The organism is Paraburkholderia sp. UYCP14C (genome assembly GCF_004197395.1).
Lineage (GTDB): Bacteria > Pseudomonadota > Gammaproteobacteria > Burkholderiales > Burkholderiaceae > Paraburkholderia.
In genome coordinates, this window is record NZ_SELS01000004.1 from 250,611 (window position 1) to 275,643 (window position 25,033).

The 25,033-nt window shown below is 65.3% G+C and carries 18 protein-coding genes; 6 read left to right on the forward strand and 12 right to left on the reverse strand.

Translation table 11 applies throughout. The annotated features are described in order from the left end of the window. The first annotated feature begins 154 nt into the window (after positions 1-154). Positions 155-1,102, forward strand: a complete 948-nt coding sequence (locus EVC45_RS05575) for a DMT family transporter (protein WP_129957031.1) — start codon at positions 155-157, stop codon at positions 1,100-1,102. 48 nt (positions 1,103-1,150) lie between these two features. On the opposite strand, the gene rsmA is transcribed toward EVC45_RS05575, so the two are convergent. The 4 genes from rsmA to EVC45_RS05595 form a co-directional block, all read right to left on the reverse strand. Further along, positions 1,151-1,993 carry a 16S rRNA (adenine(1518)-N(6)/adenine(1519)-N(6))-dimethyltransferase RsmA gene (gene rsmA, locus EVC45_RS05580; protein ID WP_129957032.1) on the reverse strand — a complete coding sequence of 281 codons (843 nt, stop codon included), beginning with the start codon at positions 1,991-1,993 and terminating at the stop codon, positions 1,151-1,153. Between the two features lie 108 nt (positions 1,994-2,101). Further along, positions 2,102-3,112 (reverse strand): 4-hydroxythreonine-4-phosphate dehydrogenase PdxA, encoded by a 1,011-nt coding sequence (pdxA, locus tag EVC45_RS05585; protein ID WP_129957033.1) that lies wholly within the window; start codon positions 3,110-3,112, stop codon positions 2,102-2,104. 13 nt (positions 3,113-3,125) lie between these two features. Continuing rightward, on the reverse strand, positions 3,126-4,490 hold the full coding sequence (locus tag EVC45_RS05590; protein ID WP_211193369.1) for a peptidylprolyl isomerase: 1,365 nt from the start codon (positions 4,488-4,490) through the stop codon (positions 3,126-3,128). A gap of 65 nt (positions 4,491-4,555) precedes the next feature. Continuing rightward, a complete protein-coding gene (locus tag EVC45_RS05595; RefSeq protein ID WP_129957035.1) occupies positions 4,556-6,928 on the reverse strand; it encodes an LPS-assembly protein LptD in 2,373 nt (790 codons plus the stop codon). Positions 6,929-7,152: 224 nt separating this feature from the next. Here EVC45_RS05595 and EVC45_RS05600 point away from each other — a divergent pair, with 224 nt between their 5' ends. Together EVC45_RS05600 and murU are read left to right on the forward strand one after the other, a co-directional pair. Further along, positions 7,153-8,220 carry an aminoglycoside phosphotransferase family protein gene (locus EVC45_RS05600; RefSeq protein WP_129957036.1) on the forward strand — a complete coding sequence of 356 codons (1,068 nt, stop codon included), beginning with the start codon at positions 7,153-7,155 and terminating at the stop codon, positions 8,218-8,220. A gap of 3 nt (positions 8,221-8,223) precedes the next feature. Then, positions 8,224-8,937, forward strand: a complete 714-nt coding sequence (murU, locus tag EVC45_RS05605; RefSeq protein WP_129957037.1) for an N-acetylmuramate alpha-1-phosphate uridylyltransferase MurU — start codon at positions 8,224-8,226, stop codon at positions 8,935-8,937. A 79-nt stretch (positions 8,938-9,016) separates the two neighbouring features. On the opposite strand, the gene EVC45_RS05610 is transcribed toward murU, so the two are convergent. Then, a complete protein-coding gene (locus EVC45_RS05610) occupies positions 9,017-10,915 on the reverse strand; it encodes an ABC transporter ATP-binding protein/permease (protein ID WP_129957038.1) in 1,899 nt (632 codons plus the stop codon). Between the two features lie 274 nt (positions 10,916-11,189). Between EVC45_RS05610 and EVC45_RS05615 the strand changes: the two genes are divergently transcribed. Beyond that, on the forward strand, positions 11,190-11,585 hold the full coding sequence (locus EVC45_RS05615; protein ID WP_062123956.1) for an acyl-CoA thioesterase: 396 nt from the start codon (positions 11,190-11,192) through the stop codon (positions 11,583-11,585). Positions 11,586-11,707: 122 nt separating this feature from the next. Then, positions 11,708-12,319: a glutathione S-transferase family protein gene (locus EVC45_RS05620; RefSeq protein WP_129957039.1), complete on the forward strand. Its 612-nt coding sequence runs from the start codon at positions 11,708-11,710 to the stop codon at positions 12,317-12,319. A 72-nt stretch (positions 12,320-12,391) separates the two neighbouring features. On the opposite strand, the gene EVC45_RS05625 is transcribed toward EVC45_RS05620, so the two are convergent. Together EVC45_RS05625 and EVC45_RS05630 are read right to left on the reverse strand one after the other, a co-directional pair. After that, positions 12,392-15,580 (reverse strand): EAL domain-containing protein, encoded by a 3,189-nt coding sequence (locus EVC45_RS05625; protein ID WP_129957040.1) that lies wholly within the window; start codon positions 15,578-15,580, stop codon positions 12,392-12,394. A gap of 363 nt (positions 15,581-15,943) precedes the next feature. Then, on the reverse strand, positions 15,944-16,420 hold the full coding sequence (locus EVC45_RS05630) for a nitrate reductase associated protein (protein ID WP_129957041.1): 477 nt from the start codon (positions 16,418-16,420) through the stop codon (positions 15,944-15,946). 159 nt (positions 16,421-16,579) lie between these two features. On the opposite strand from EVC45_RS05630, the gene fdhD reads away from it, so the two are divergent. After that, the gene (fdhD, locus tag EVC45_RS05635; RefSeq protein WP_129957042.1) at positions 16,580-17,464 is read left to right on the forward strand and encodes a formate dehydrogenase accessory sulfurtransferase FdhD; all 885 of its coding nucleotides are present in this window, start codon (positions 16,580-16,582) and stop codon (positions 17,462-17,464) included. 67 nt (positions 17,465-17,531) lie between these two features. Here fdhD and EVC45_RS05640 read toward each other — a convergent pair whose 3' ends face one another. From EVC45_RS05640 to EVC45_RS05660, 5 genes are all read right to left on the reverse strand, one after another. Continuing rightward, entirely contained in the window at positions 17,532-18,302 is a 771-nt protein-coding gene (locus EVC45_RS05640; RefSeq protein ID WP_129957043.1) for an enoyl-CoA hydratase, read from the reverse strand. Positions 18,303-18,419: 117 nt separating this feature from the next. Next, positions 18,420-19,619: an acetyl-CoA C-acyltransferase gene (locus EVC45_RS05645; protein ID WP_129957044.1), complete on the reverse strand. Its 1,200-nt coding sequence runs from the start codon at positions 19,617-19,619 to the stop codon at positions 18,420-18,422. A 227-nt stretch (positions 19,620-19,846) separates the two neighbouring features. Next, the gene (locus EVC45_RS05650) at positions 19,847-22,282 is read right to left on the reverse strand and encodes a 3-hydroxyacyl-CoA dehydrogenase/enoyl-CoA hydratase family protein (RefSeq protein ID WP_129957045.1); all 2,436 of its coding nucleotides are present in this window, start codon (positions 22,280-22,282) and stop codon (positions 19,847-19,849) included. A 123-nt stretch (positions 22,283-22,405) separates the two neighbouring features. After that, positions 22,406-24,193 carry an acyl-CoA dehydrogenase C-terminal domain-containing protein gene (locus tag EVC45_RS05655; protein WP_129957046.1) on the reverse strand — a complete coding sequence of 596 codons (1,788 nt, stop codon included), beginning with the start codon at positions 24,191-24,193 and terminating at the stop codon, positions 22,406-22,408. A 97-nt stretch (positions 24,194-24,290) separates the two neighbouring features. Continuing rightward, positions 24,291-24,890 carry a TetR/AcrR family transcriptional regulator gene (locus tag EVC45_RS05660; RefSeq protein WP_129957047.1) on the reverse strand — a complete coding sequence of 200 codons (600 nt, stop codon included), beginning with the start codon at positions 24,888-24,890 and terminating at the stop codon, positions 24,291-24,293. Positions 24,891-25,033: the final 143 nt, after the last annotated feature.

Sequence of the window (25,033 nt, forward strand, 5' to 3'; positions counted from 1 at the left end):
CGTCCGGTGACGGGCACGAGTCACGCCGTTATCGATCGTGACCGCCGGGATTGCGGTCGATTGCATGTGCACCTGACTCGTGTCTGCCTTGCGCCGACGCTATCAATCAGCGCCGGCTACTCGCCGTGCGCTCCACCTCCCCACAACATCACCCATGAGCACGACCACCGCCCTGCACGCGCGCCGCGCCCCCGATAGCTTCGCGATTCTGTTGATGATCGGCCTGTGCGCAATCTGGGGACTGCAGCAGGTCGCGATCAAGACCACCAATGCGACGGTGCCGCCGGTCTTTCAGGCGGGGCTGCGCTCGACGATCGCGGCGGTGCTCGTATGGGCATGGGCGCGCTCGCGCGGCACGCCGCTCTTTCGCGACGACGGCACGCTCGGCGCGGGCCTGCTCGCCGGCGTGCTGTTCGCGGCCGAGTTCGTCTGCATCTTTTTCGGCCTGACGTTGACGAGCGCATCGCGCATGGCGGTGTTTCTGTACACGGCGCCGTGTTTCACGGCGCTCGGTCTGCACTGGTTCGTCGATGGCGAACGCATGCGGCGCATCCAGTGGCTCGGCATCGGCGTCGCGTTCGCGGGGATGGCGCTCGCGTTTGCTGACGGCTTCCTGCACACGGGCGTCGTCGCGGCTGCCGGCGCAGCCCACGGCTCGACGCTCGCGGGCGCCGCCGGCGATGCGCTCGGCGTGCTCGCCGGCATTGCATGGGCTGCGACCACGGTGGTCGTGCGCGGGTCGCGGCTCGCGCAGACGAGCGCGAGCAAGACGCTGTTCTATCAGCTGACGGTGTCGGCGGTGGTGCTGCTCGCGCTGGCGCTCGGGCTCGGCGAGGTGCGGGTGGAAAGCGTGACGCCGCTCGCGCTCGCGAGCCTCGCCTATCAGGCCGTGATCGTCGCGTTTGTCAGCTATCTGTTGTGGTTCTGGCTGTTGACGCGTTACGTCGCTTCGCGGCTGTCGGTGTTTTCGTTTCTGACGCCGCTATTCGGCGTCACCTTCGGCGTGTTGCTGCTCGGCGAGTCGTTCAGCGCGCGCTTTCTGATCGCCGCGCTGCTGGTGCTGACCGGCATCGCGCTCGTCAACGCGCCGGCGAAACGATAAGCGGCTAGACGGCGGCGCCCGGCCGAAGTCGAGCATCGAGCGTCGCGATTATTCCGGCGCGGCGGACGAGCGTGCCGCGACCGCCTGCGCCACGCTCACGTATTCGGCAACCGGCACGTCTTCCGCGCGGCGTTGCAGATCGAAGCCGAGCGCGTCGAAATCGACCGTATCGCGAAACGCCGAAAGCGTATTGCGCAACATCTTGCGACGCTGCGAAAACGCGGCCGTCACCACCTCGCCAAGCACCTTTTCGTCGACCACCGGCAGTTCGTGCAGCTCGTACGGGATCATCCGCACGATCGCCGAATCGACCTTCGGCGGCGGCTGGAATGACTCGGGCGGCACGTCGAGCTGCTTGTCGATCACGTAGCGGTATTGCAGCATCACCGACAGGCGACTGAACGCCTTCGTGCCCGGTTCCGCGACCATCCGCTCGACCACCTCGTTCTGCAGCATGAAGTGCTGATCGATCACGCGATCCGCGAAGGTCGCCAGATGAAACAGCAGCGGGCTCGAAATGTTGTACGGCAGATTGCCGACGATGCGCAGCGACGCCTTCTCGCCAGGTGCCGCGAGCGAGCCGAAGTCGAACTCGAGGGCGTCGCCCGCGTGCAGTTCGAGCAGGTCGCCGAACTTCGTCTTCAGACGGCCGATCAGATCGCGGTCGAGTTCGACCGCGTGCAGCGGCACCTCGGGCGTCGCGAGCCGCTCGATCAGCGGTTCGGTCAGCGCGCCGAGGCCCGGACCGATCTCGACCATGCGCTCGCCGCGCTGCGGCCGGATCACGTCGACGATCGAATCGATCACGCCCATGTCGACCAGAAAGTTCTGACCGAAACGCTTGCGCGCGAGATGGCCCTGGTGCCGGCCTTGCTGTCTGCTGGTGGACATCGGAGAAACGCTAGAAAGAAAACTGCTTGAGAATGAAAGACGTCACGATGGAAATACGACGCCACACGGTGCGTCACGCGCACCGCAACCGCTCACGTCGCCCGCGCTTCAGCCCGCGTGACGATGTTGCGCCATCGACACCGCCGTGTCGATCGCGGCCATCAGGCTGCCCGCGTCGGCGCGGCCGGTACCGGCCAGATCGAGCGCGGTGCCGTGATCGACCGAGGTGCGGATGATCGGCAGGCCGAGCGTGACGTTGATCCCTTCGCCGAACGTCGCGAATTTCAGCACCGGCAGGCCCTGGTCGTGGAACATCGCGAGCACGCAGTCGGCTTCGTCGAGATAACGCGGCTGGAACAGCGTGTCGGCCGGATACGGACCGCGCGCGTCGATGCCCTCGCCGTTCACCCGCTGCAACGCCGGCGTGATCACGTCGATTTCCTCGTGGCCCAGATAGCCGTTTTCGCCCGCGTGCGGATTGAGCCCCGTCACGAGGATGCGCGGCGCGGGCAAACCGAAGTGATGGCGCAGGTCGTGATCGATGATGCGCAGCGTCGCGACGAGGCTTTCGATCGTCAAGGCCGCCGGCACGTCCTTCAACGGCAGATGCGTGGTCGCCAGCGCCACGCGCAGCGGCCGCTTGCCGGTGCCCGCGAGCATCATCACGACCCGCGGCGTATGGGTGCGCTCGGCCAGATATTCGGTGTGGCCGGTGAACGGCACACCGGCGTCGTTGATCGTGCTTTTTTGCAGCGGCGCGGTGACGATCGCGTCGAACCTGCCGGCCACCGCACCGTCGATCGCCGCATCGAGCAGATCGAGCACATAGCGGCCGTTCGCGGCGTCGAGCTTGCCTGCCCGCACGGGTGCGCCAAGCGAGTGATGCTCGAGCCGCACGCGCGGACCCTGCGCGAGCAACGCGGCCCAATCGACGCCGACCGCGCGGGCCCGCTCAGCGAGCAGCTGCCCATCGCCGAGCACGCTGAACTGCGCGTGGGGCCAGTGCGCCGCGGCGCCAGCCAGCGCCTGCGCGGTCAGCTCGGGACCGACGCCGGCGGGCTCGCCGGTCGTGATCGCGATCTGCAGCGGGCGGTGAGTGGGCTGGGCAGCGCTCGTCATGGCATGGGCTCCGTTACTGCAGGCTCGCCGTGGTCGGCTTCACGTCGACGTACGCGGTGTCGCGCAGCTCGCGCAGCCAGTCGGCGTAAGCCTGTTCCGCCTTGCGCTGGCCGATGGCCTGACGCGCGAGATCCATCTGCTGGGCAATCGAGCCCTCCGCGTCGCGGCGGCCGAGCACCTGGATCAGGTGGTAGCCGTATTCGCTGCGCACCGGATCGCTGATCTGGCCGTCCTGCAGCGAGTTCATCGCGCGCTCGAACTCGGGAACCGTCTCGCCCGGGCTGATCCAGCCGAGGTCGCCGCCTTGCGACGACGAGCCGTCCTGCGAGTAGGTGCGAGCGAACTTCGCGAAGTCGCCGCCCGCGGCGATCTGGCTGCGAATGTCGAGCAGCTTCTGGCGTGCCTGCGGTTCGGACAGACCGTCGCCGACACGCAGCAGAATATGGCGCACGTGCGTCTGCACGAGCTTCGGCGCGTCCGCGCTGGTGCCCTGACCGGCGCGGCGCTCGACCAGAAGCACGATTTCGAAGCCGTCGTTGGTGCGGATCAGATCCGGACTGACTTCACCCGGACGCAGTGTCGACGCGGCCTTCACGAACTCGGGCGGCAGCTTCGACGGTGGGAGGAAGCCGAGATCGCCGCCGTTCTTCGACGCGTCCGGCGCCTGCGAATTGGCTTTCGCGAGCTTTTCGAAATTCGCGCCGCCCTTCGCTTCGGCAAGCAGCCCCTCGGCCTTCTTCTGCGCCGCCTCGATGTCGGTCTCCGGCGCGTTCAGCGGCGCCTTCACGAAAATGTGCTGAAGGTGCAGATCGTTCGTCTGGCCGACGCCCGGCCCGCGCTGGCTGGCGATGTAGTTTGCGACCTCGGCGTCCGTCACCGTGATCTTGCTGTCCACTTCCTTCTCGCGCAGACGCGACAGCGTCAGCTCCGTGCGCGCGTCGTTCATGAAGGTGGTCCAGGGCACGCCTTGTGCCTCGATGCGCGCGCGATACATTTCGAGCGACATGTTGTTCGCCTGCGCGAGACGCTCGAGCGTGCGCTGCACGGCTGCGTCGTCGATGGTGATGCCGTCTTCCTTGGCCTTCTGCAGCTGGATGCGTTCGAGCACCATCTGCGTGAGCACCTGCTGGCGCAGCTGCTCCATCGGCGGCACCGGGGCGTTCTGCTGGTTCAGGCGGTGCGCGATCAGGGCGGCCCGCTGGTCGAGTTCGCGCTGCGTGATGACACCGTTGTTGACCACCGCGGCGATCGTGTCGACCGTCTGGCCGTTATTGCCGCCCAATGCCTGCGCCTGCACCGAAGCGACTGGAACAAAGGACGCCGCGGCGACGAGACCCGCCGCGAGTATTGCCAAGCGAAGCTGTTTCATGATTGCCACAGATACTCCAATGATGTCGGGCGCTTCGCCCGTCTTTTCGCAAGCCATGAATGACCGGGCGACCGTCATTCGTAGTTGGTGAACCGCGACTCCGGCGGCGGCGGCGGCGGCAACGGCGTGTAGCCGGGCACACTGCTGCGGAACGCGGCCATCAGTCCGTTGTCGACGCTCGACAGCCCCTTGAACGTCAACTGCGCCAGAAACCGCGTGCTCGACTGATTCTGCCCCGACGAGTTCACGCCGTTCGCATAGCGCTGGATGCCGGCGCCGAGCGTCCAGCAATCCGCGTCGTATTGCAGGCCGACCAGGCCGTCGACGATGCGGTGGCCATCCAGGTCGTAGTTGAACCGGCCGACACCGAACATCCGGTGCGACAGCGGCCATTGGCCCGAAATCACTACCTGATTGATCGGCTGGTTGTCGAGCGTGGTGTTGGCGCGCGTATAGCGGTACGCGACGTTGACGACCTTGCCGCTCTCCGGACTGAACCCGAAGCCGACACTCGTCTTCGTGAGCTGGTTATTGTCCGCATTATATTGGAACGCGGTTTCCGAGGCGAAACCAGCGCCCAGCTTGACCGCCGCCCCCACGATCAGGTCCGAGTGCGTGGCCTGCGCGCTCGTTTGCGTGGGCTGCAGCGTGACACGCTGATCCTGGAAAAAGTACTGCTGCGCGATCACGAAGCGCGCGCGTTCGTCGCCGGTGGCCGGGTTGATGAAGCGCGTGGTGAGGCCCGCGGTTATGCGGTTCGCGTCGGCGATCCGGTCGTTGCCGACGAACGTGTTCGGCGTGTAGATTTCCGCGAGCCCGAAGTCGGAATCCGCGGTATCGAACAGCGGCGCGTTGTTCTGGTTGCGGTACGGCGTGTACACGTAGTACAGCCTCGGCTCCAGCGTCTGGATGTAATCCTCGCCGAACACGCGCACCGAGCGCTCGAATATCAGCCCCGTGTCGAACGTGAAGGTCGGGATCGACTCGGTGAAATTCTTCTGCGGGTTCGGCACGCCGTTCAGGTCGGTGCCGATGTTGTTCAGGTTGTACGACGCGAAGTGCCACTGCACCTTCGGCGTGACGAAGTAGCCCGGCCCCACCACCGAATACGACAGGTACGGGTTGAACAGCACCCGCTGGCCTTCGGTCAGGTCCGCGGTGGTGATGCGGAAATCCGTATAGTCGGCTTCGGCGCCGAAGTCGAAGCCGCCGATGTTGTACTTCGCGTACTTCACGTTCAACTGCGGCTCGCGGCCGTACGGCGCGACCGACGGCTGCAGCGTCTGCCAGTGCTGCTCGCGCGCGAGCACGGACCACGGTCCGTTGTTGTAGGTCAACCCGGCTTCCTGCTGATACAGGAGCTGGGTGCCGTTCATGAACTGGTTGACCGACGACGACAGGTCTTCCGGGTACGTGTTGTCCGACACCCGGTTGTAATAAATGTAGCCGCCGAAGCCGTCGCCGAAGTTCTGGTTGTGCTGCATATAAATCGCGTAGCGATTCGTATGCGTCAGATGATCGTCCGGCAGGAATTCGCCGGTGATCGAACCGGAATACGTCGGCGACAGATAGCGGAACGTGCTCTGCAGCTGCACACCGCGCTTCGAGATCAGACGCGGCGTGAGCGTCAGATCGCGATTCGGCGCGATGTTGAAGTAATACGGCACCGACAGCTCGAGACCGTTCGTCGAGCTCAGCGAGAACGTGGGCGGCAACAGGCCGCTGCGCCGGTCGCCCGACAGCGGGAACGACAGCCATGGCGACGCGAACACCGGCACGCCCTGGAAGAACAGCACGCTGTTGTAGGCGACGCCTTCGTCGGCGCCGGTGTCGAAATCGAACTCGCTACCCTTGATGTACCAGGCCGGGTTGTCCGTGCATGCGCACGCCGTGTAGGTGCCCTTCGTGAACACCGAGCGCTCGGCGTCGAGCAGGTCGACGCGCTGCGCGCTGCCCGAGCCGCCCGTGAGCGTGAAGTGGTACTTCGGCGCGGTCATGAAGCCTTCGGTCGAATCGACACGCAGGTGCGCTTCGGGTCCGATGAAGGTATTGCCGGTATTGATCACGTGGACATTGCCGTACGCATCGGCCATGTCCGTGTCCTGGTCGTAGTGCAGCGCATCGGCCTTGATCACGGCCGTGTTGTGGCGCACTTCCGCGGAGCCCTTGGCGGCGAGATCCTGGTCGATCGTGCCGCTCGCGTGGTCGCCGAGCACGAAGGTGGCCGGCCGCTGGCCCGTTTGCAACGGATGATCCTGGAGCTGCGGCGCAAGCTGCATGCCCCACGGCGGATCGATCGGTTGCGGTTGCGCAGCTTCCCCCACCAACTGGGCGTGCGCAAGCGCGGGCATCAGGCCCGGAGCGGCGATCAACGCCGCGACGAGCCGCCTTTTGCGCGGCACTACAGCACAGGAAGGAGTGGTATCGGAAAGCTGTCTGGGCGGCATGTATCGTTTGGCGAGTCGACCCGTGCGCACGCTTTCGTCGTCACGATCCACCGCCTGCACACCGCGACCGTGAGAGTCGGCTGCACGTCTGGATTCCCAATTTGCCGAATGATAAGGCGGGCGGTAAAACGGAGCACGCGAAAGCTGGCGTGTGAGTCGCGTCAAAAAAGTCGTGGGGTATTATATGGCAAGACGTTGCCCCCAAGAATTTGCCGCCGCTTTTCATGACGCTGCCTTCCACCCAAGATTTCACCGACACCCGTCTCTCCCTGCTCAAAGCTTGGCTACAAGGCCACGCGGCGCGCCATGCGCTTGAGCCCGACACCCTCGTTGCGGCCTCGTCCGACGCCAGTTTCCGCCGCTATTTCCGGCTCGCCGGTAAGGCGCCGCAAGGCGACGGCGCGGCCACGCTGATCGCCGTCGACGCGCCGCCGCCCGAAAAATGCCGCGAATTCGCGCAGATCGCGCAATTGCTCGAAGCCGCCGGCGTGCACGTGCCGCGCGTGCTCGAGGTCGACTTCGACGCGGGCTTCATGCTCGTCACCGATCTCGGCACCGCGTCGTACCTCGGCGCGCTGACCGACGCGCAGGCCGCGGGCGACACCCGCGCGGCTCGCACGCTGATGCGCGACGCGCTCGACGCGCTGATCCGCTGGCAACTCAGCTCGCGCGAAGACGTGCTGCCGCCGTTCGACGAAGCCTTCCTGCATCGCGAAATGGAGCTGATGCCCGAGTGGTTCATCGGCCGCCATCTGGGCCGCGAGGTCGATGCCGCTACGCGCGCCCTGCTCGATCGCACGTTCGCGCTGCTGATCGCGAGCGCGCGAGCGCAGCCGCAAAGCTTCATGCTGCGCGATTTCATGCCGCGCAATCTGATGATCGCCGAGCCGAACCCCGGCGTGCTCGACTTCCAGGACGCGGTGTACGGGCCGATCACGTACGACGTGGTGTCGCTGCTGCGCGACGCGTTCCTCAGCTGGGACGAGGAGTTCGAGCTCGACTGCTTCGTGTACTACTGGGAGCGCGCGAAAAAAGCCGGCCTGCCGGTCGATGCCGATTTCGGCGAGTTCTACCGCCAGCTCGAATGGATGGGGCTGCAGCGGCACATCAAGGTGCTCGGCCTGTTCTGCCGCATCAACTACCGCGACGGCAAGACCCACTACATGAACGACCTGCCGCGCTTCATCGGCTATGCACGCAAGGTGGCCGAGCGTTACGCGCCGCTGCGCGCATTCGCGAAACTGCTCGACGACCTCGAAGGCCGCGCGCAGGAAATCGGCTACACCTTCTGACCGATGACGATGTCCGTGAAGAAAGCGATGATTTTCGCCGCGGGCCGCGGCGAGCGCATGCGTCCGTTGACCGACGCCTGCCCGAAGCCCTTGCTCGAAGTGGGCGGCAAGCCGCTGATCGTGTGGCAGATCGAACGGCTCGCGCGGGCCGGCATCCGTAGCATCGTGATCAATCATGCGTGGCTCGGCGCGCAGCTCGAAGCCGCGCTCGGCGACGGTTCGCGCTGGCAGGTCGAGCTGCGCTACTCGCCCGAGCACGAGGCGCTGGAGACTGCGGGCGGGATCGCGCAGGCGCTGCCGCTACTGAGCGACGACGGCGCGGATCACGTGTTCGTCGCGGTGGCCGGCGACGTCTACACCGACTACGACTACGCCGCGCTGCACGCGCATGCCGGCACGCTGCAAGCGCTGCCCGAGCCCGGCATGCATCTGGTGATGGTGCCGAACCCGCCGTTTCACCCGAACGGCGACTTTGGCCTCGTCGACGGCGTGCTGTCGCTCGACACGCAGCCGCGCCTCACGTTCGGCAGTTTCGGGCTGTACGACACGAGGATGTTCCGCGATCTGCCGCGCGGCACGCGGCGCGCGCTGAGCCCGTACTACCGCGAGACGATCGCGCGCGGGCTCGCGAGCGGCGAGGTGTATGAAGGCTTGTGGGAGAACGTCGGCACGCGGGCGCAGCTGGAAGCGCTCGATCGGCTGTTGCGGGCGCGCTGAGTCGATCGCGCGCCGCGGCGGGACTGAAGCGGCGGGAGCCGTCTTGCGCCGCGCGCAGCTTCACCCGGCGGCTGGCCCGCTACTTCGCCGCGCTCTCGCCGGCACCCACTGCTTCCGCCCTTTCCACCGCATCGGTGGTCTGCGCGGCGCGCTGCTGCAACGCCCACATCTGCGCGAACAGGCCGTTCGCGCGCAACAGCTCGGCGTGCGTACCGCGTTCGACGATGCGCCCCTTGTCCATCACGATGATCTGCTGTGCGTGCACGACCGTCGATAGCCGGTGCGCGATGATCAGCGTCGTGCGTTCGCGCGCGATCTGATCGAGCTCGTGCTGGATCGCGCGCTCGGAGCGGGAATCGAGCGCGGACGTCGCTTCGTCGAACAGCAGGATCGGCGGATTCTTCAGGATGGTCCGCGCGATCGCGACGCGCTGCTTTTCGCCGCCCGAGAGCTTGAGCCCGCGCTCGCCGACCGGCGTGTCGTAGCCCTTCGGCAGACTCTCGATGAACTCGTGGATATGCGCGGCGCGCGCCGCCGCGATCACTTCGTCGCGCGTCGCCGACGGCCGGCCGTACGCGATGTTGTAATAGATCGAGTCGTTGAACAGCACGGTGTCCTGCGGCACGATGCCGATCGACGCGCGCAGCGAATCCTGCGTGACGTCGCGAATATCCTGTCCGTCGATACGGATCGCGCCGCCCGTCGCGCGGTCGAGATCGTAGAAGCGGAACAGCAGCCGCGCGAGCGTCGACTTGCCCGAGCCGCTGTGGCCGACCACCGCCGTCGTGGTGCCGGCCGCGATCGTGAAGCTCACGTCGTGCAGAATCTGGCGTGAAGCCTCGTAAGCAAAGCTCACGTCGTCGAAGCGCACCTGTGCGCCGGTGACCTGCAAGGCGGTCGCATTCGGCGCGTCGGGCACTTCCTGCGGCGCGCCGAGCAGCGAGAACATGCGGTCCATGTCGGTCAGGCTCTGCTTCAGCTCGCGATACACCACCCCGAGAAAATTCAGCGGGATATACAGCTGCAGCATGAACGTGTTGATCAGCACCAGGTCGCCGAGCGTCAGGCGCCCCGCCATCACGCCCTGGGTCGCGCGCCACAGGATGAACACGAGCCCCGTGCCGATGATCGCCTGCTGCCCGAAGTTCAGCGCCGACAGCGAGCGCTGCGACTTGATCGCCGCCGCGCGATAGCGCTTCAGGTTCTCGTCGTAACGGCTCGCTTCCCACTCCTCGTTGCCGAAGTACTTGACGGTCTCGTAGTTGAGCAGCGAGTCGATCGCGCGCGAATTCGCCTTCGAATCGAGCTCGTTCATCGTGCGGCGAAAGTGCGTGCGCCACTCGGTGACCTTCACCGTGAACGCGATGTACACCGCGAGCGCGATGAACGTGACGATCGCGTAATAGGCCTCGTACTTGACGACGAAAAAGCCGAGCACGAGACCGACTTCGACGAGTGTCGGCAGGATGCTGTACAGCGAATAGGAAATCAGCTGCGTGATGCCGCGCGTGCCGCGTTCGATATCGCGCGACATGCCGCCCGTCTGCCGCTCCAGATGAAAGCGCAGCGACAGCCCGTGCAGATGGCGGAACACCTTCAGCGCGAGCTGACGCACCGCGCTTTCGGTCACCTTCGAGAACAGGATCTCGCGCAGCTCGGTGAAGAACGACGTGGACAGCCTCACCACCGCATACGCGACCACCAGCAAGCCGACGCCGCCGAGCAGCACGATGCCGGGCGCGTCATGGGCGCGGCCGAGCGCGGTCAGATGCTGGACCGACGCGAGACTGTCGACGATGCGCTTCATCACGATCGGCACGCCGAGGTTGGCGACCTTCGCGCCGATCAGGCAACTGAGCGCGAAGCCGACTCGCCATTTGTAGGTGGCAAGGTACGGCAGCAGCGACAGGATCGTCTGCCAGTCGTTGCGGGGTGCGGTGGAAATCGGCGAGGGTTCGGACGAAGGGGCGCGGCGCATAAATCGTGGGGAGAGTATGGAACTGCCGGAGTTCGCAGCGGCGCGTGGTTCGCGCGCTTCGCTGGGCGCTTTCCCGTACAATTCCTGATCTTTGTATTGTCGCAGAAGCCGGCTGGCGGCGCTTTGCATGGGCTTTGCGGACCGCCGCCCGCGTGACGCGTTCGCGGCACCATCGCGGTGCCTTTATCGCCCACCCGCGCCCGCGCTCGAGCCGGTCGAGCCAATACGTCAATGCGCGCCAGCGTGCGCGAACACGTTTCCCAAGGATGTCCCGATGACCGATCTTCTTCAACTGCCGTCCAAGCCTTGCGCGCTGCGCGTGATGCCGCAGCCCTCGGACGCGAACATTCACGGCGACGTGTTCGGCGGCTGGATCATGGCGCAGGTCGACATCGCCGGCTCGATTCCGGCAAGCCGTCGCGCGAACGGCCGCGTCGCGACGATCGCGGTCAATTCGTTCCTGTTCAAGCAGCCGGTGTTCGTCGGCGATCTGCTGAGCTTTTACGCGGATATCGTGAAGACCGGCAATACGTCGGTGACGGTGTCGGTCGAGGTCTACGCGCAGCGGATGAGCCTCGCGCAGGAAGTCGTCAAAGTCACCGAAGCGATCCTCACCTACGTCGCCACCGACAGCGACCGCCGTCCGCGCGCGCTGCCCGTGCTGGACTGAGTCTGCGAGGATGCTTAAGCTAGCGGTTCCAAGCGTCACGCGCCGCGCCGCCAGCTAGCCGATTCAGCCGATCAGCGCACGAGGCCCGGGCGCCCGATAGTCGTTCTTCTAATGGAAACGAGATGAAACTGATCGGAATGCTCGACTCGCCCTACGTGCGGCGCGTCGCCATCTGCATGAAACTGCTCGCGCTCGAGTTCGAACACGAGTCCCTTTCGGTATTCCGCACCTACGACCAGTTCGCGAAGATCAATCCGGTCGTCAAGGCGCCGACGCTCGTCGCCGACAACGGCGCGGTTCTGATGGACTCGACGGTGATCCTGCAGTATCTGGCGACGCTCGCCGGTCCCACCCCGCTGTTCCCAACCCAAGCCGACGCGGCGTTGCGCGCCGCGCGTCTGACGGGTCTCGCGCTCGCCGCGTGCGAAAAGAGCGTGCAGATCGTCTATGAGCGCAATCTGCGGCCTCAGGACAAGCAGCACGAACCGTGGGTCGAGCGCGTACGTACGCAACTGCTCGCCGCCTACGCCGAACTCGAACGCGAGCTGGGCGAAGGACCGTTGCCCGATACGCAGCAGCAGTTCAGCGCCGCGGACGTGGCCGTCGCCGTCGCGTGGCAGTTCACGCACATGATGCTGCCGGAGATGATCAGCAAGGCCGATCATCCGCGGCTCGAAAAATTTTCCGCATTCGCGGAAAGCCTGCCGGTGTTCAAGGACACGCCGGCGGAGTGAGCGGCATTTTCTGCGATCCTTGACACGAAACAGGGCGCCGCGCGGCGCCCTGTTTTTTTCGCTATCGCGGTCTCACACGGGCTCCAGCTCCCGCACCAGGCCGCCGTGCAGCAGCTCGGAAATCGCTTCCGTCGATAGCGGCTTGGCGAAATAGAAGCCCTGCATTTCGTCGCAAGCGCGTTCCCTCAGGAAGTCGAGTTGCGCGGACGTTTCCACTCCCTCGGCGATCACCTGCAGCTTCAGCGAATGCGCGAGTGCGATGATCGCCGACGTGATCGTCTCGTCGTCGCCCGACACGCCGATATCCGACACGAACGAGCGGTCGATCTTCAGGCGGTCCACCGGGAAGCGCTTCAGATAGCTGAGGCTCGAATAGCCGGTGCCGAAGTCGTCGATCGCGAGACCGATGCCGAGCGAGTGCAGCTCGTTCAACATCGACACCGCTTCTTCAGCGTTGCGCATGATCGTGCTTTCGGTCAGCTCGAGTTCGAGGTACTTCGGTTCGAGCCCGGTCTCGTCGAGCACCTGCATCACGAGCTTCGCGATGTTGCGCTGCTGGAACACGCGCGCCGACAGATTCACCGATACGCGCGCGGGCGGCAAGCCCTGATCCTGCCACGCCTTGTTCTGGCGACACGCCTCGCGCAGCACCCACTCCGACAGCGGTCCGATCAGCCCGCTTTCCTCGGCGAGCGGAATGAACGACGACGGCGGCACCAGCCCGACCTCGGGATCGTGCCAGCGCACCAGCGCCTCGATGCCGACGATCTGTCCGCTGCCGATATCGACCTGCGGCTGATAGTGCAGCAGGAACTCGTTGTCGCGCAGCGCGCGGCGCAGGCGTCGTTCGAGATTCAGGCGCGCGCCCGCGCTCGCGTTCATCTCCGGCTGATAGAACTGGAACGTGTTGCGGCCCATGTCCTTGGCGCGGTACATCGCGACGTCGGCCTTCTTCATCAGCGTTTCGGCATCGTCGCCGTCCTGCGGGAACAGGCTCGCGCCCATGCTGCAGCCGACGTACAGCTCGGTGCCGTCGAGCCACACCGGCTCGGCGATCGACGTGCGCACGCGCTCCATCCACGTGATCAGCGACTGCTCGTCGACGGTGTCGGTCATCACGATCACGAACTCGTCGCCGCCGTGACGCGCGACCGTGTCGCTGTTGCGCGAGCAGCGCGCGAGCCGTTCGGCGACCACGCCGAGCAGCCGGTCGCCGACGCTATGGCCGAGGCTGTCGTTGACGTTCTTGAAGCCGTCGAGATCGAGGAACACGACCGCGACGCCCGTGTGATGCCGCTGCGCGACGACGAGCGCATGTTCGAGCCGGTCGCGCAGCAGATTGCGGTTCGGCAGCCGCGTGAGGCCGTCGTAGTTGGCCTGGTATTCGAGCTGCTCCTGATAGCGGATCAGCTCGGTCACGTCGTTGATGACGCCGATATGATGGGTGATCACGCCTTCCGCGTTCGGCACCGGCGCGATGAACAGCTGATTCCAGAACAGCGCGCCGTCCTTGCGATAGTTGCGCACCACCGCGCTGACCTCGCGATTCGCCGCGAGCGCCTCGCGGATCAACGCGACGCCCTCCTGGTCACGGTCGTCGCGTTGCAGCACGCGGCAGTCGTGGCCGATCACCTCGGCCGGATCGTAGCCTGTGATGCGCATGAACGCCGGATTCACGTATTCGATCAGATTGCCCGACGGCGACGGCGCGGTGATCAGGATCGCGTTGACGCTCGCGTCGAGCGCACGGCTTTGCAGACGCAGCGCGAGATCGGCGCGCTTGCGCTCGGTGATGTCGGTGTACGAACCGAGCACGCCGATCACCTGGCCGTCGCCGTCGGTGAACGGCAGCTTGCTCGTGACCGTCGTGCGATGCACGCCGTCGATCACGAAGTCGACCTCGAAGTTCATCTTCGGCACGCCGGTGCCCGCGACTTCGCGATCGTGGTCGGTCAGCAGACCGGCGAACGCGCGCCACGGCAAATCGGCGTCGCTCTTGCCGACCACCTGTTCGGGATACGCGAGCCCCGCGTCGCGCGCGAACGCCATGTTGCAGCCCAGATAGCGCGAGTTCAGATCCTTCCAGAAGATCCGTTGCGGGATGTTGTCGATCACTGCTTCGAGCATCTGATTCGAGCGCAGCGCTTCGGCTTCGGCGTTGATCTGGTCGGTCACGTCGTCCGCCAGCACGAACGCGGCGTCGCGGCCCATGAAACTCAGCGCGTGATACGACACATTGACGCTGATGATCGAGCCGTCCTTGCGCCGATGCCGCCAGATGCCCGCCATCGTGTGGCTCTGGCGCAGGTCCGCGCTGCGCCGCAGATGTCTCTCGAGGCGCTCGACTTCGGAGTTCGGTCGGATCGCGCGGATCGTCATGCCGAGAAACTCGCCTTCCGTGTAGCCGTATTGCTGGATCGCGGCCGCGTTGACGGCGAGAAAGCGCAGCGTATCGCGATCGAAGATGTACATCGGCACCGTGTGATCGTCGAACAGGCCGCGAAAACGATCGTCGTTGCGCCCCAGCGCGCGGGCGCTGCGCAGCTTTTCGCGCGCGCTGTTCTCGCGCACGCCGAACGTGAGCATCAGCAGCGCGCTGCCGGTGAGTATCGTCACGAGCAGCACGAACATCGCGCGCTCGCTGTCGCTCGACGATGCCGCGAGCGAAGTCTGCAACGAGCGGCTTTCGTCGCTGCGCAAGCTGGCGAGCGCGGCTTCGACGCGTTCTAGCGCGGGGGCGAGATGCGGGATTGACCGGGCGGGGTCGAGGGAGGCGTCGACTGGCGCGTCGAGGGGAGCCGCGCCCGGTGCTTCGGTCGATGACGCGCCGGCCACACTCGATGCCGCACTGGCCACGGCGGGCATGTGGGTCGCGCTATTGCGCAGCGTGTCCTCGAGATCGTGCTGCAACGCGTGCCGCGCCGCGCTCAGGCTGGCGAGCGCCCCCAACATGTCCGGCTCGCTCGCGAGCTCGTCGCGCAGTGCTTGCTCGCGGCTCGCGAGTGGGTTCGTCATCGAAGCGGCCGCGTCGGGCGGCACCGGCTTGCCCGATTCCTTCAGGCGCTGCAGCGCGGCGAGACCGTTATCGAGCGCGGCGTGATACGCATCGAGGTTCTGGCGCACGCTGGTCGAGCGCAGCAGGCGCGCATCGACGGCACGCTGCCCGCAAATCTGCGTGTACGCGACGAACGCGTTTGCACCGACCGCGACCACCACGACCGCTATATTGATCAGCAGTCGCTTCGACAAAAAAGGATTCATGGGTTCCGAACGTCAATCGTTCCGAGGGCGGGAAAGCGCGCTCGCTGTCGGTGCTCCGGCCGCATCGATGCAAGACTTTTACGCGCCAACCTTTGGATATCGGCAGCGACCTGAAGCGGGTTGAGGGTCGGCGTGAAAAAAATCTGAGGATTGGGGGGAAGGCTGCGGGTTGGTGGGACGTATGGGTGGGGGCGTCTGGGTAGGGGCGTCTGGGTGGGGGCGTCTGAGTGCAGGCGCCTGGCGGGGTGACTTGCCTGAAGGTGACTTGCTCGAGGGTGTCTGGGTGGACTTGCTTGGCCGGCCGTACCTAGCCGGCCGTACCTAGCCGGCCGCACCTAGCCGGCCGCACCTAGCCGGCCGCACCTAGCCGGCCGCACCAAATTCCTTCATCGCCGGCACGAAATCGTGGTTCGCCTCGGGCTTGCGTGACAGCTTCGCCAGCACATAGCGCTTGAATGGATCGAGCTCGGCCCAGCGCGCAACGCTCGGCGCGACGAGACCGGCCAACCCCGCCTGGTGGGCGACATCGTCGGGCACGCTGTCGGTTTGACGCCAGGCCGGCGACTCCTCCGGCGTGAACCACTCCGGTTCGATGTTCGCGTGCGTGCGCAGCATTTCGAACAGCGCGTGATCGAAATTCGGTTCGATCTGCGTGTCTTCTTCGACCGGGAAACGCGCGAGCAGCTTGCGGTCTTCGAGCGGCAGTTGCTGCCACTGCGCAAGCGAGATGCGCAGCCCGAAACGGTCGAGATTGAAGCGCACCGACATCGGGATATAAGTGAAATTCTCCGAAGACGCGACTTCGAAGTCGAACAGAAGCGGTGCTTCGTTGAGTCCCATGTCAGTGCTCCTTGTCGGTGGCGGACAGCGTGCGGGCGTCGCTTGAGGTATTTTAGAACCTTATTCGCGCGGCGGCGCCCCGCGCGGGCGACCGCCGCAAAGCATACGGCAAGCCCTGCGGACACTTGAACGCGCGGCATGGCACAGGAGTGAAGCAGCTTGAACGGACAGGAAAACGGGCACCCAACCGAGCGGGCGAATGGCCAGCCCCACGCCCTCGACGGCGACGAACAGCCCGGCGCGGTGCAACTCGAAGTGCGCCGCCATCGCGGCGCGGCGATAGAAACCGCCATCGATCACGTCGGCCAGGAGTGGCCGGTCGCGCTGGTGTTCAACGGCATCTCGCACGCGGTGATGATGTGCACGCCGCGCGATCTCGAAGCATTCGCGGTCGGCTTTGCGATTTCGGAGGGCATCGTCGAGCGCGGCAGCGACATCCAGGACATCGAGGTCGAATTGCACGAGCACGGCGAGCTGCCGCATGCCGAGGTGCAATTGCAGGTCGTGCAGCAGGCGTTCGCCGGTTTGAAGGAAAAGCGCCGCGCGCTCGCCGGACGCACCGGCTGCGGCGTGTGCGGCATCGAAAGCATCGATCTGCTCGATCTGAAACCGCAGCGTGTACCCGACACCGGCTTTCTGCAACGGCTCGCACCCGATGCGATCGCGCGCGCCGCGCGCGAGCTGCCCGAGCACCAGGCGCTCACGCGTCTGACGGGCGGCCTGCACGCGGCCGCGTGGTGCGATGCAAAAGGCGCGATCCGCTACGCGTTCGAGGACGTCGGCCGCCACAACGCGCTGGACAAACTGATCGGTCGGCTCGTGCTCGATCGCGCGGATACCCGCGACGGCTTCGTGTTTCTGTCGAGCCGCGCGAGCTATGAGCTGGTTCGCAAGGCCGCGCGCGTCGACGTGCCGATGGTCGCGACGATCTCGGCGCCGTCGTCGCTCGCGATTGCGATCGCGCGCGAGGCAGGCGTGCGGCTCGTGAGCTTCTGTCGCGAAGGCGGCTACGTCGACTACGACACGTGGCAATCGCAGCCCTGAGCGACTGAAGCGGCGAAGCGAAGGTTCACGGCCAACGGCCCCGAATCGCGCCGGCGCCGCACGTGCCTTAGTCGAACTGCCGGAAATCCGGCTTGCGCTTCTCGAAGAACGCCTTGAACGCCTCGCGCGCTTCGGGCGCGAGCAGCATCTTGCCGAAGTGCACGAACTCCTCGGTCATCTGCGTCTGCAATTCCGGTTGGCTCGCGCGTTTCATCAGGCTCTTGGTCACGCGCAACGACGAAGCCGGCAGCGTCGCCAGCTTCGCAGCCTGCGACGCCGCGAACGCGTCGACTTCGCCCGGCGGCAGCACGCGATTCACGAGGCCCATGCGGTGCGCTTCCGCCGCATCGAACGCCTCGCCGAGCAGCAGCTTTTCCGCCGCCGCCTGATAGCCGGCCACGCGCGGCAGCAGCAGGCTCGACGCCGCCTCCGGGCACAGCCCGAGCTGCGTGAACGGCAGCGAAAAGCTCGCGGTGTCGGCCGCATAGACCAGATCGCAATGCAGCAGGAGCGTCGTGCCGATGCCAACCGCCGGCCCCGCCACTGCCGCGACGAGCGGCTTCTCCGCCGCGCTGATCGCGCGCAGGAACTGGATCACCGGCGGGTTGTCGCCGACCTGCGGCGACTTCATGAAGTCTTCGAGGTCGTTGCCCGCGCTGAAAATGCCCGCGCTGCCGCGAATCAGGATCGCGCGCACCGACGCATCGCCCTGCGCTTCCACGAGCGTGTCGGCCATCGTCTGATACATCGCGGCCGTGATCGCGTTTTTCCTGCCGGGCCGGTTGAAGCTGATGGTCAACACCGCGTCGGCGCGTTCGACCAGAATATCCGTCGTCATCCCGTTCATCTCCTTGTGCTCCTGCTGAATGTAAAAACGGTTCGCAAGCCGGGCGGCCTGCGAACCGTTGCGCGGTCCTTAGTGGATCACCGAATGATCCCCCGTTCGATCATCGGCTCACAGACGCTCGATAATGCCCGCCGCGCCCATGCCGGTACCGACGCACATCGTCACCGTGCCGTACTTGTAGTTGCGGCGGCGCAGGCCGTGCACCACGGTCGCCGCACGAATCGCGCCCGTCGCGCCGAGCGGATGGCCCAGTGCGATCGCACCGCCGAGCGGGTTGATCTTCGACGTATCGAGGCCGAGGTCCTGGATCACCGCCAGCGACTGCGCGGCGAACGCCTCGTTCAGCTCGATCCAGTCGAGATCTTCCTGCTTCAGGCCGGCGGCCTTCAGCGCGGCCGGAATCGCTTCCTTCGGGCCGATGCCCATGATTTCCGGCGGCACGCCGCGCACTGCGAAGCTGACGAAGCGCGCGAGCGGCGTCAGGTTGAACTGCTTGAGGATCTTTTCCGACACGACGATCAGCGCGCCCGCGCCGTCCGAGGTCTGCGAGCTGTTGCCGGCCGTGACCGAGCCTTTGTTCGCGAACACCGCGCGCAGCTTCGCCAGGCCTTCCATCGACGTGTCCGCGCGTGGACCTTCGTCGAGCTTCACCTCGCGCGTCTTCACGCTGACCTCTCCGGTTGCGAGATCGGGGAACCGCTCGGTGATCGTGTACGCGGCGATTTCGTCGTTGAATTCGCCGGCTTGCTGCGCGGCGATCGCGCGGCGGTGCGATTCGACCGAGAACGCGTCCTGCGCTTCGCGGCTGATCTTCCAGCGCTCGGCGACCTTCTCCGCGGTCAGGCCCATGCCGTACGCGATGCCGACGTCTTCGTTGCGATCGAAGATATGCGGCGACAGCGACGGCTTGTTGCCCATCATCGGCACCATGCTCATCGATTCGCAGCCGCCCGCGATCATCGCGTCCGCTTCGCCCACACGGATGCGGTCCGCGGCCATCGCGAGCGCGGTCAGACCGGACGCGCAGAAGCGGTTCACCGTGACGCCACCGACCGTGTTCGGCAGACCGGCGAGCAGCGCGCCGATCCGCGCGACGTTCAGGCCCTGCTCCGCTTCCGGAATCGCACAGCCGACGATCGCGTCTTCGATCACACCGGTGTCGAGGCCGGGCACCTGAGCGACGGCCGATTTGATCGCGTGAACCAGCAGTTCGTCCGGACGTGTGTTCCTGAACATGCCGCGCGGCGCCTTGCCGATCGGCGTACGGCTCGCGGCGACGATGTATGCGTCTTGCAATTGCTTTGCCATTTGTGAATCTCCTGTGTCGACCAGAGTTAGCGCTTTAGTTGTCGATCCGGAGTTGGCGCTTTAGCTGTCGATCCGGAGTTGGCGCTTTAGCTGTCGATCCGGAGTTGGCGCTTTAGCGCTTACTCCGGTCCCATGCAAAGCTCTTACTCCGGTCCCATGCAAAGCTCTTACTCCGGTCCCATGCAAAGCTCTTACTCCGGTCCCATGCACATTGTGCGGGTCGCCGTTTAGTTGCGTACCGGCTTGCCGGTCTGCAGCATGCCCATGATCCGTTCCTGCGTCTTCTGCGTGCCGAGCAGCTCGACGAACGCACGACGCTCGAGTTGCAGCAGCCATTCTTCGTCGACGAGGCTGCCCGCTTCGACGTCGCCGCCGCACACCGCTTCCGCGATGCGGCTCGCGATCAGGAAGTCGTGCTCGCTGATGAAGCGGCCGTCGCGCATGTTGACGAGCGATGCCTTGATCGTCGAGATTGCCGAGCGGCCCGCGACCGGCACCTGGGTCGCGCGCAGCGGCGCCCGGTAGCCCGCCGCGGCGAGCGCGCGCGCTTCTTTCTTCGCGACGTCGAGCAGTTCGAACACGTTGAAGACGATCGTGTCGGACGGCTTCAGGTAGCCCATCGCGCGGGCATCGAGCGCGGAGGCCGAGACCTTCGCCATCGCCGCGTTCTCGAACGACTTCTGCACGAACTTCAGCAGATCGTTCGTCGCGCCGACCTGGTTCGCCGCTTCGGCCGCGCGCAGCGCCGCTTCCTTCAGGCCGCCGCCCGCCGGCACGAGACCCACGCCGACTTCGACGAGACCCAGATAGCTCTCGATGTGCGCGACGCGCTTCGCGCTATGCAGCGCGAGCTCGCAGCCGCCGCCGAGCGCGATGCCCGAGATCGCCGAGATCACCGGCACGTTCGCGTACTTGACGCGCAGCATGCCCTGCTGGAAATTCTTCACGAACGGCTCGATGCCCTTCGCGCCGCCCATCATGAACGCGGGCATCGCTTCTTCGAGGTTCGCGCCCGCCGAGAACGGACCGCCCGGCGTGCCGAGCTTCAGCGAGGTCGGCTGCCACACGACGAGGCCCTTGTAGTCCTTCTCGGCCAGTTCGATCGCCTTCGTGAGACCCTCGATCACCGCCGGTCCGATCGTGTTCATCTTGCTCTTGAACGACACGATCAACACGTCGTGTTCGCCGGCACGATCGTCGACCCATGCGCGTACCGCATCGGTCTCGAACAGCGTCTTGCCGTAGGTCTTCGGATCGGCGCCGGTTTCGCCGGCGAGCGGCGCGCGGAACACCTGCTTGCGATACACGTCGAGCGACGAGCGCGGCACGAAGCTCTGCGTGGCCGGCGACCACGAACCTTCAGCGGTGTGCACGCCGCCCTTCTCGGCGACCGCCCCTTCGAGCACCCACGACGGCAGCGGCACGTTGGCGAGCGCCTTGCCCGCCGCGATGTCTTCCTGCACCCACTCGGCGACCTGCTTCCAGCCGGCCGTCTGCCAGCCTTCGAACGGGCCTTCGTTCCAGCCGAAGCCCCAGCGAATCGCGAGGTCGACGTCGCGCGCGTTGTCGGCGATCGACTCCAGATGCACGGCGATGTAGTGATAGACATCGCGGAAGATCGACCACAGGAACTGTGCCTGCGGATGCTGCGTTTCGCGCAACAGCTTCAGACGCTCGGCAGCCGAACGCTTCAGGATGCGGCCGACGATTTCGTCCGCCTTGCCGCCGCCGTCGACGTACGCACCCGTGTTCGGATCGAGCACCTTGATCGCCTTGCCTTCCTTGCGGTAGAAGCCGCCGCCGGTCTTCTGGCCGAGCGCGCCCTTCTTCACCAGTTCAGCGAGCACGGCCGGCGTTTCGTAGACCGGGTGAAACGGGTCGTCGGGCAGCGTGTCCTGCATCGTCTTAATCACGTGCGCCATCGTGTCGAGACCGACCACGTCGGCGGTGCGGAACGTCGCCGACTTCGCGCGGCCGAGGCGCGCACCGGTCAGGTCGTCCACTTCGTCGAAACGCAGGCCGAACTTCGCGGCTTCGGCGACAACCGCGAGGATCGAGAACACGCCGACGCGGTTCGCGATGAAGTTCGGCGTATCTTTCGCGCGCACGACGCCCTTGCCGACCACGCTGGTCAGGAAGGTTTCGAGCTGATCGAGAATTTCCGGACGCGTGGTCGCGGTGGGGATCAGTTCAACCAGATGCATGTAGCGCGGCGGATTGAAGAAGTGCACGCCGCAAAAGCGCGCCTTCAGTTCGTCCGCGAAACCCTCGGACAATGCGGTGATCGACAGCCCCGACGTATTGGTCGCGAAGATCGCATTCGGCCCGATGTGCGGCGCGACCTTCTTGTACAGGTCGTGCTTCCAGTCCATGCGTTCGGCGATCGCCTCGATCACGACGTCGCACTCGGCGAGCTTCTCGATGTCGTCGTCGTAGTTCGCGGGCTGCAGGTATTGCGCGTCGTCCTTTACGCCGAACGGCGCGGGCGACAGTTTCTTCAGATTCTCGATCGCCTTCAGCGCGATGCCGTTCTTCGGGCCTTCCTTGGCTGGCAGATCGAACAGCAGCACGGGCACCTTGGCGTTGATCAGGTGCGCGGCGATCTGCGCGCCCATCACGCCGGCGCCGAGCACGGCTACCTTGCGAATGATCAGATTGCTCACGTCGTTTCTCCGGAGAGTTGTGCGGTGGCGCGAAGCGTCAGTCATGCTTCGCGCGAGGTGTGTGGTCTCGCGCGAGGCACCGCGGGTTCAATACGCGCAGGTGCCTCGCCCGATCGGTGAGCGTCAGAACAACGCTTCTTCGACGTCCATCATCGGTTTCGAACCGGCGCGAGCCTGGCGGATCGTCATCGCCGTTTCGGGCAGCAGCTTGGCGAAGTAGAAACGCGCGGTGGCAAGCTTCGCCTTGTAGAGCGGATCGCCTGATGCTTCCTTGTCGAGCGCGATGCGCGCCATGCGCGCCCAGAAGTACGAGAACACCAGGTGGCCGACCGTGCGCAGATACGGCACGGCCGCGGCGCCGACTTCGTCCGGGTTCTGCATCGCCTTCATGCCGATTTCCATCGTCAGCTTCTGCACCTTTTCGCCGATGTCGGCGAGCGGGTTCACGAACTCCTGCATTTCCGGCTTGATGCCTTCGGCTTCGACGAATTCGGCGACCAGCTTGCCGAACTTCTTCATCTTCGCGCCCATGTCGCCGAGCACCTTGCGGCCGAGCAGGTCGAGCGACTGGATGCCGTTGGTGCCTTCGTAGATCATGTTGATGCGCGCGTCGCGCACGTACTGCTCCATGCCCCACTCGGCGATGAAGCCGTGGCCGCCGTAGATCTGCATCGCGTGATTGGTACCTTCGAACGCGTTGTCCGACAGGAACGCCTTCAGGATCGGCGTGAGCAGCGCGACGAGGTCGGCGGCTTCCTTGCGCTCGGCTTCGTCGGCATGCGACAGCTCCTTGTCGATCTGCAGCGCGGACCAGTACGAGAACGCGCGGCCGGCTTCGGCATAGGCCTTCTGCGTGAGCAGCATGCGGCGCACGTCCGGATGCACGATGATCGGATCGGCGGCCTTCTCGGGCGCCTTCGGTCCGGTCAGCGAACGCATCTGCAGACGCTCTTTCGCGTACGTGAGCGAGTTCTGATAAGCGACTTCGGTGAGGCCGAGACTCTGCATGCCGACGCCGAGACGCGCGGCGTTCATCATCACGAACATCGCGTTCAGGCCTTTGTTCGGCTCGCCGACCATCCAGCCCTTCGCGTTGTCGAGATTGATCACGCAGGTCGCGTTGCCGTGAATGCCCATCTTGTGCTCGATCGAGCCGCACTTGACGCCATTGCGCTCGCCGGGCTCGCCCGCTTCGTTCGGCACGAACTTCGGCACGATGAACAGCGAAATGCCCTTGGTGCCCTTAGGCGCATCCGGCAAACGCGCGAGCACGAGGTGAACGATGTTCTCCGCCATGTCGTGTTCGCCGCTCGAGATGAAGATCTTCGTGCCGCTGATCGAGTACGAGCCGTCGCCGTTCGGCTCGGCCTTGGTGCGCAGAATGCCGAGGTCGGTGCCGCAGTGCGGCTCGGTCAGACACATCGTGCCGGTCCAGACCCCCGCGACGAGCTTCGGCAGATAGCGCTGCTGCAGCTCCGGCGTGCCGTGCGCGTGCAGGCATTCATACGCGCCGTGCGACAGGCCCGGATACATCGTCCACGCCTGATTCGCCGAGTTCAGCATTTCATAGAGCGCGTTGTTGACGAACGCGGGCAGTCCCTGGCCGCCGTATTCCGGGTCGCAGCCGAGCGCCGGCCAGCCGGCTTCGACGTATTGCCGGTAGGCTTCCCTGAAGCCCTTCGGCGTGGTCACGACGCCGTCGCCGGCATACGTGCAACCTTCCTGGTCGCCGCTGTGGTTGAGCGGGAACAGCACTTCGGAGCAGAACTTGCCGGCTTCCTCGAGCACCGCGTTGATCGTGTCGGTGTCGAGATCGGCGTGCTTCGGCATGTGCCGAAGTTCAGCCTCGACGTTCAGCAGTTCGTGCAACACGAATTGCATGTCGCGCAGCGGCGCGGCGTACTGTCCCATGACTCTCTCTCCCTAGATTGACAAAAGCCAGACCGTTGGCCGGGTCCGTGGTCGGACCTTCTGCGCCGCGCGTTTCCGGTAAGTTCCGGCGACGCCGCTAACGGCTTTCGCTTTGATACGAATTGATCAGTTTTTCCAGCGCGGCCCACGTGAGACGCACCGCATCCGGCAGATGCAGGAAGCGCGCATCGTGATGCAGGCCGAGCGTGACGCTATACAGTTCGAACAGCATCAGCTCCGGATCGGTATCGGCGCGCAGATGCCCTTCTTCCATCGCCTGCGAAATCGCGCGCGTGAGCGCCGCACGCCACGTCGTCACGCTCGACACCAGTTGCTCGCGCACCTGGCTGTCCGCGCGATCGTCGTATTCGACGGCGCCGCTGATGTAGATGCATCCGGTCGTGACTTCCTGAATGCGCTTCTCGATCCAGCGGGAAATCATCGCGCGCAAGCGCGGCAAACCACGCGGCTCGCGCAGGCTCGGGAAAAACACCTCGTCTTCGAAACGGCGGTGATATTCGCGCACGACCTCGACCTGCAGATCCTCGCGCGACCCGAAATGCGCGAACACACCGCTCTTGCTCATCTGCATGCGCTCGGCCAGCAGGCCAATCGTCAGACCTTCCAGTCCGTCTCGGCTTGCCAGATCGAGTGCTGCGTCGAGAATCGCGGCTCGGGTTTGTTCGCCTTTTCGCATAGCTGTTTTACCGTTCTAATGTGACCAAATTTAAAATCGAACGGCCGTACTATTATTGAGTGCTTGCCGTCCGCGAAACAAGGACTTTATTAGAAACCGGTTTCTAACCGGTTCCTAATTTTGCGGCTTTCGACCATCAGATC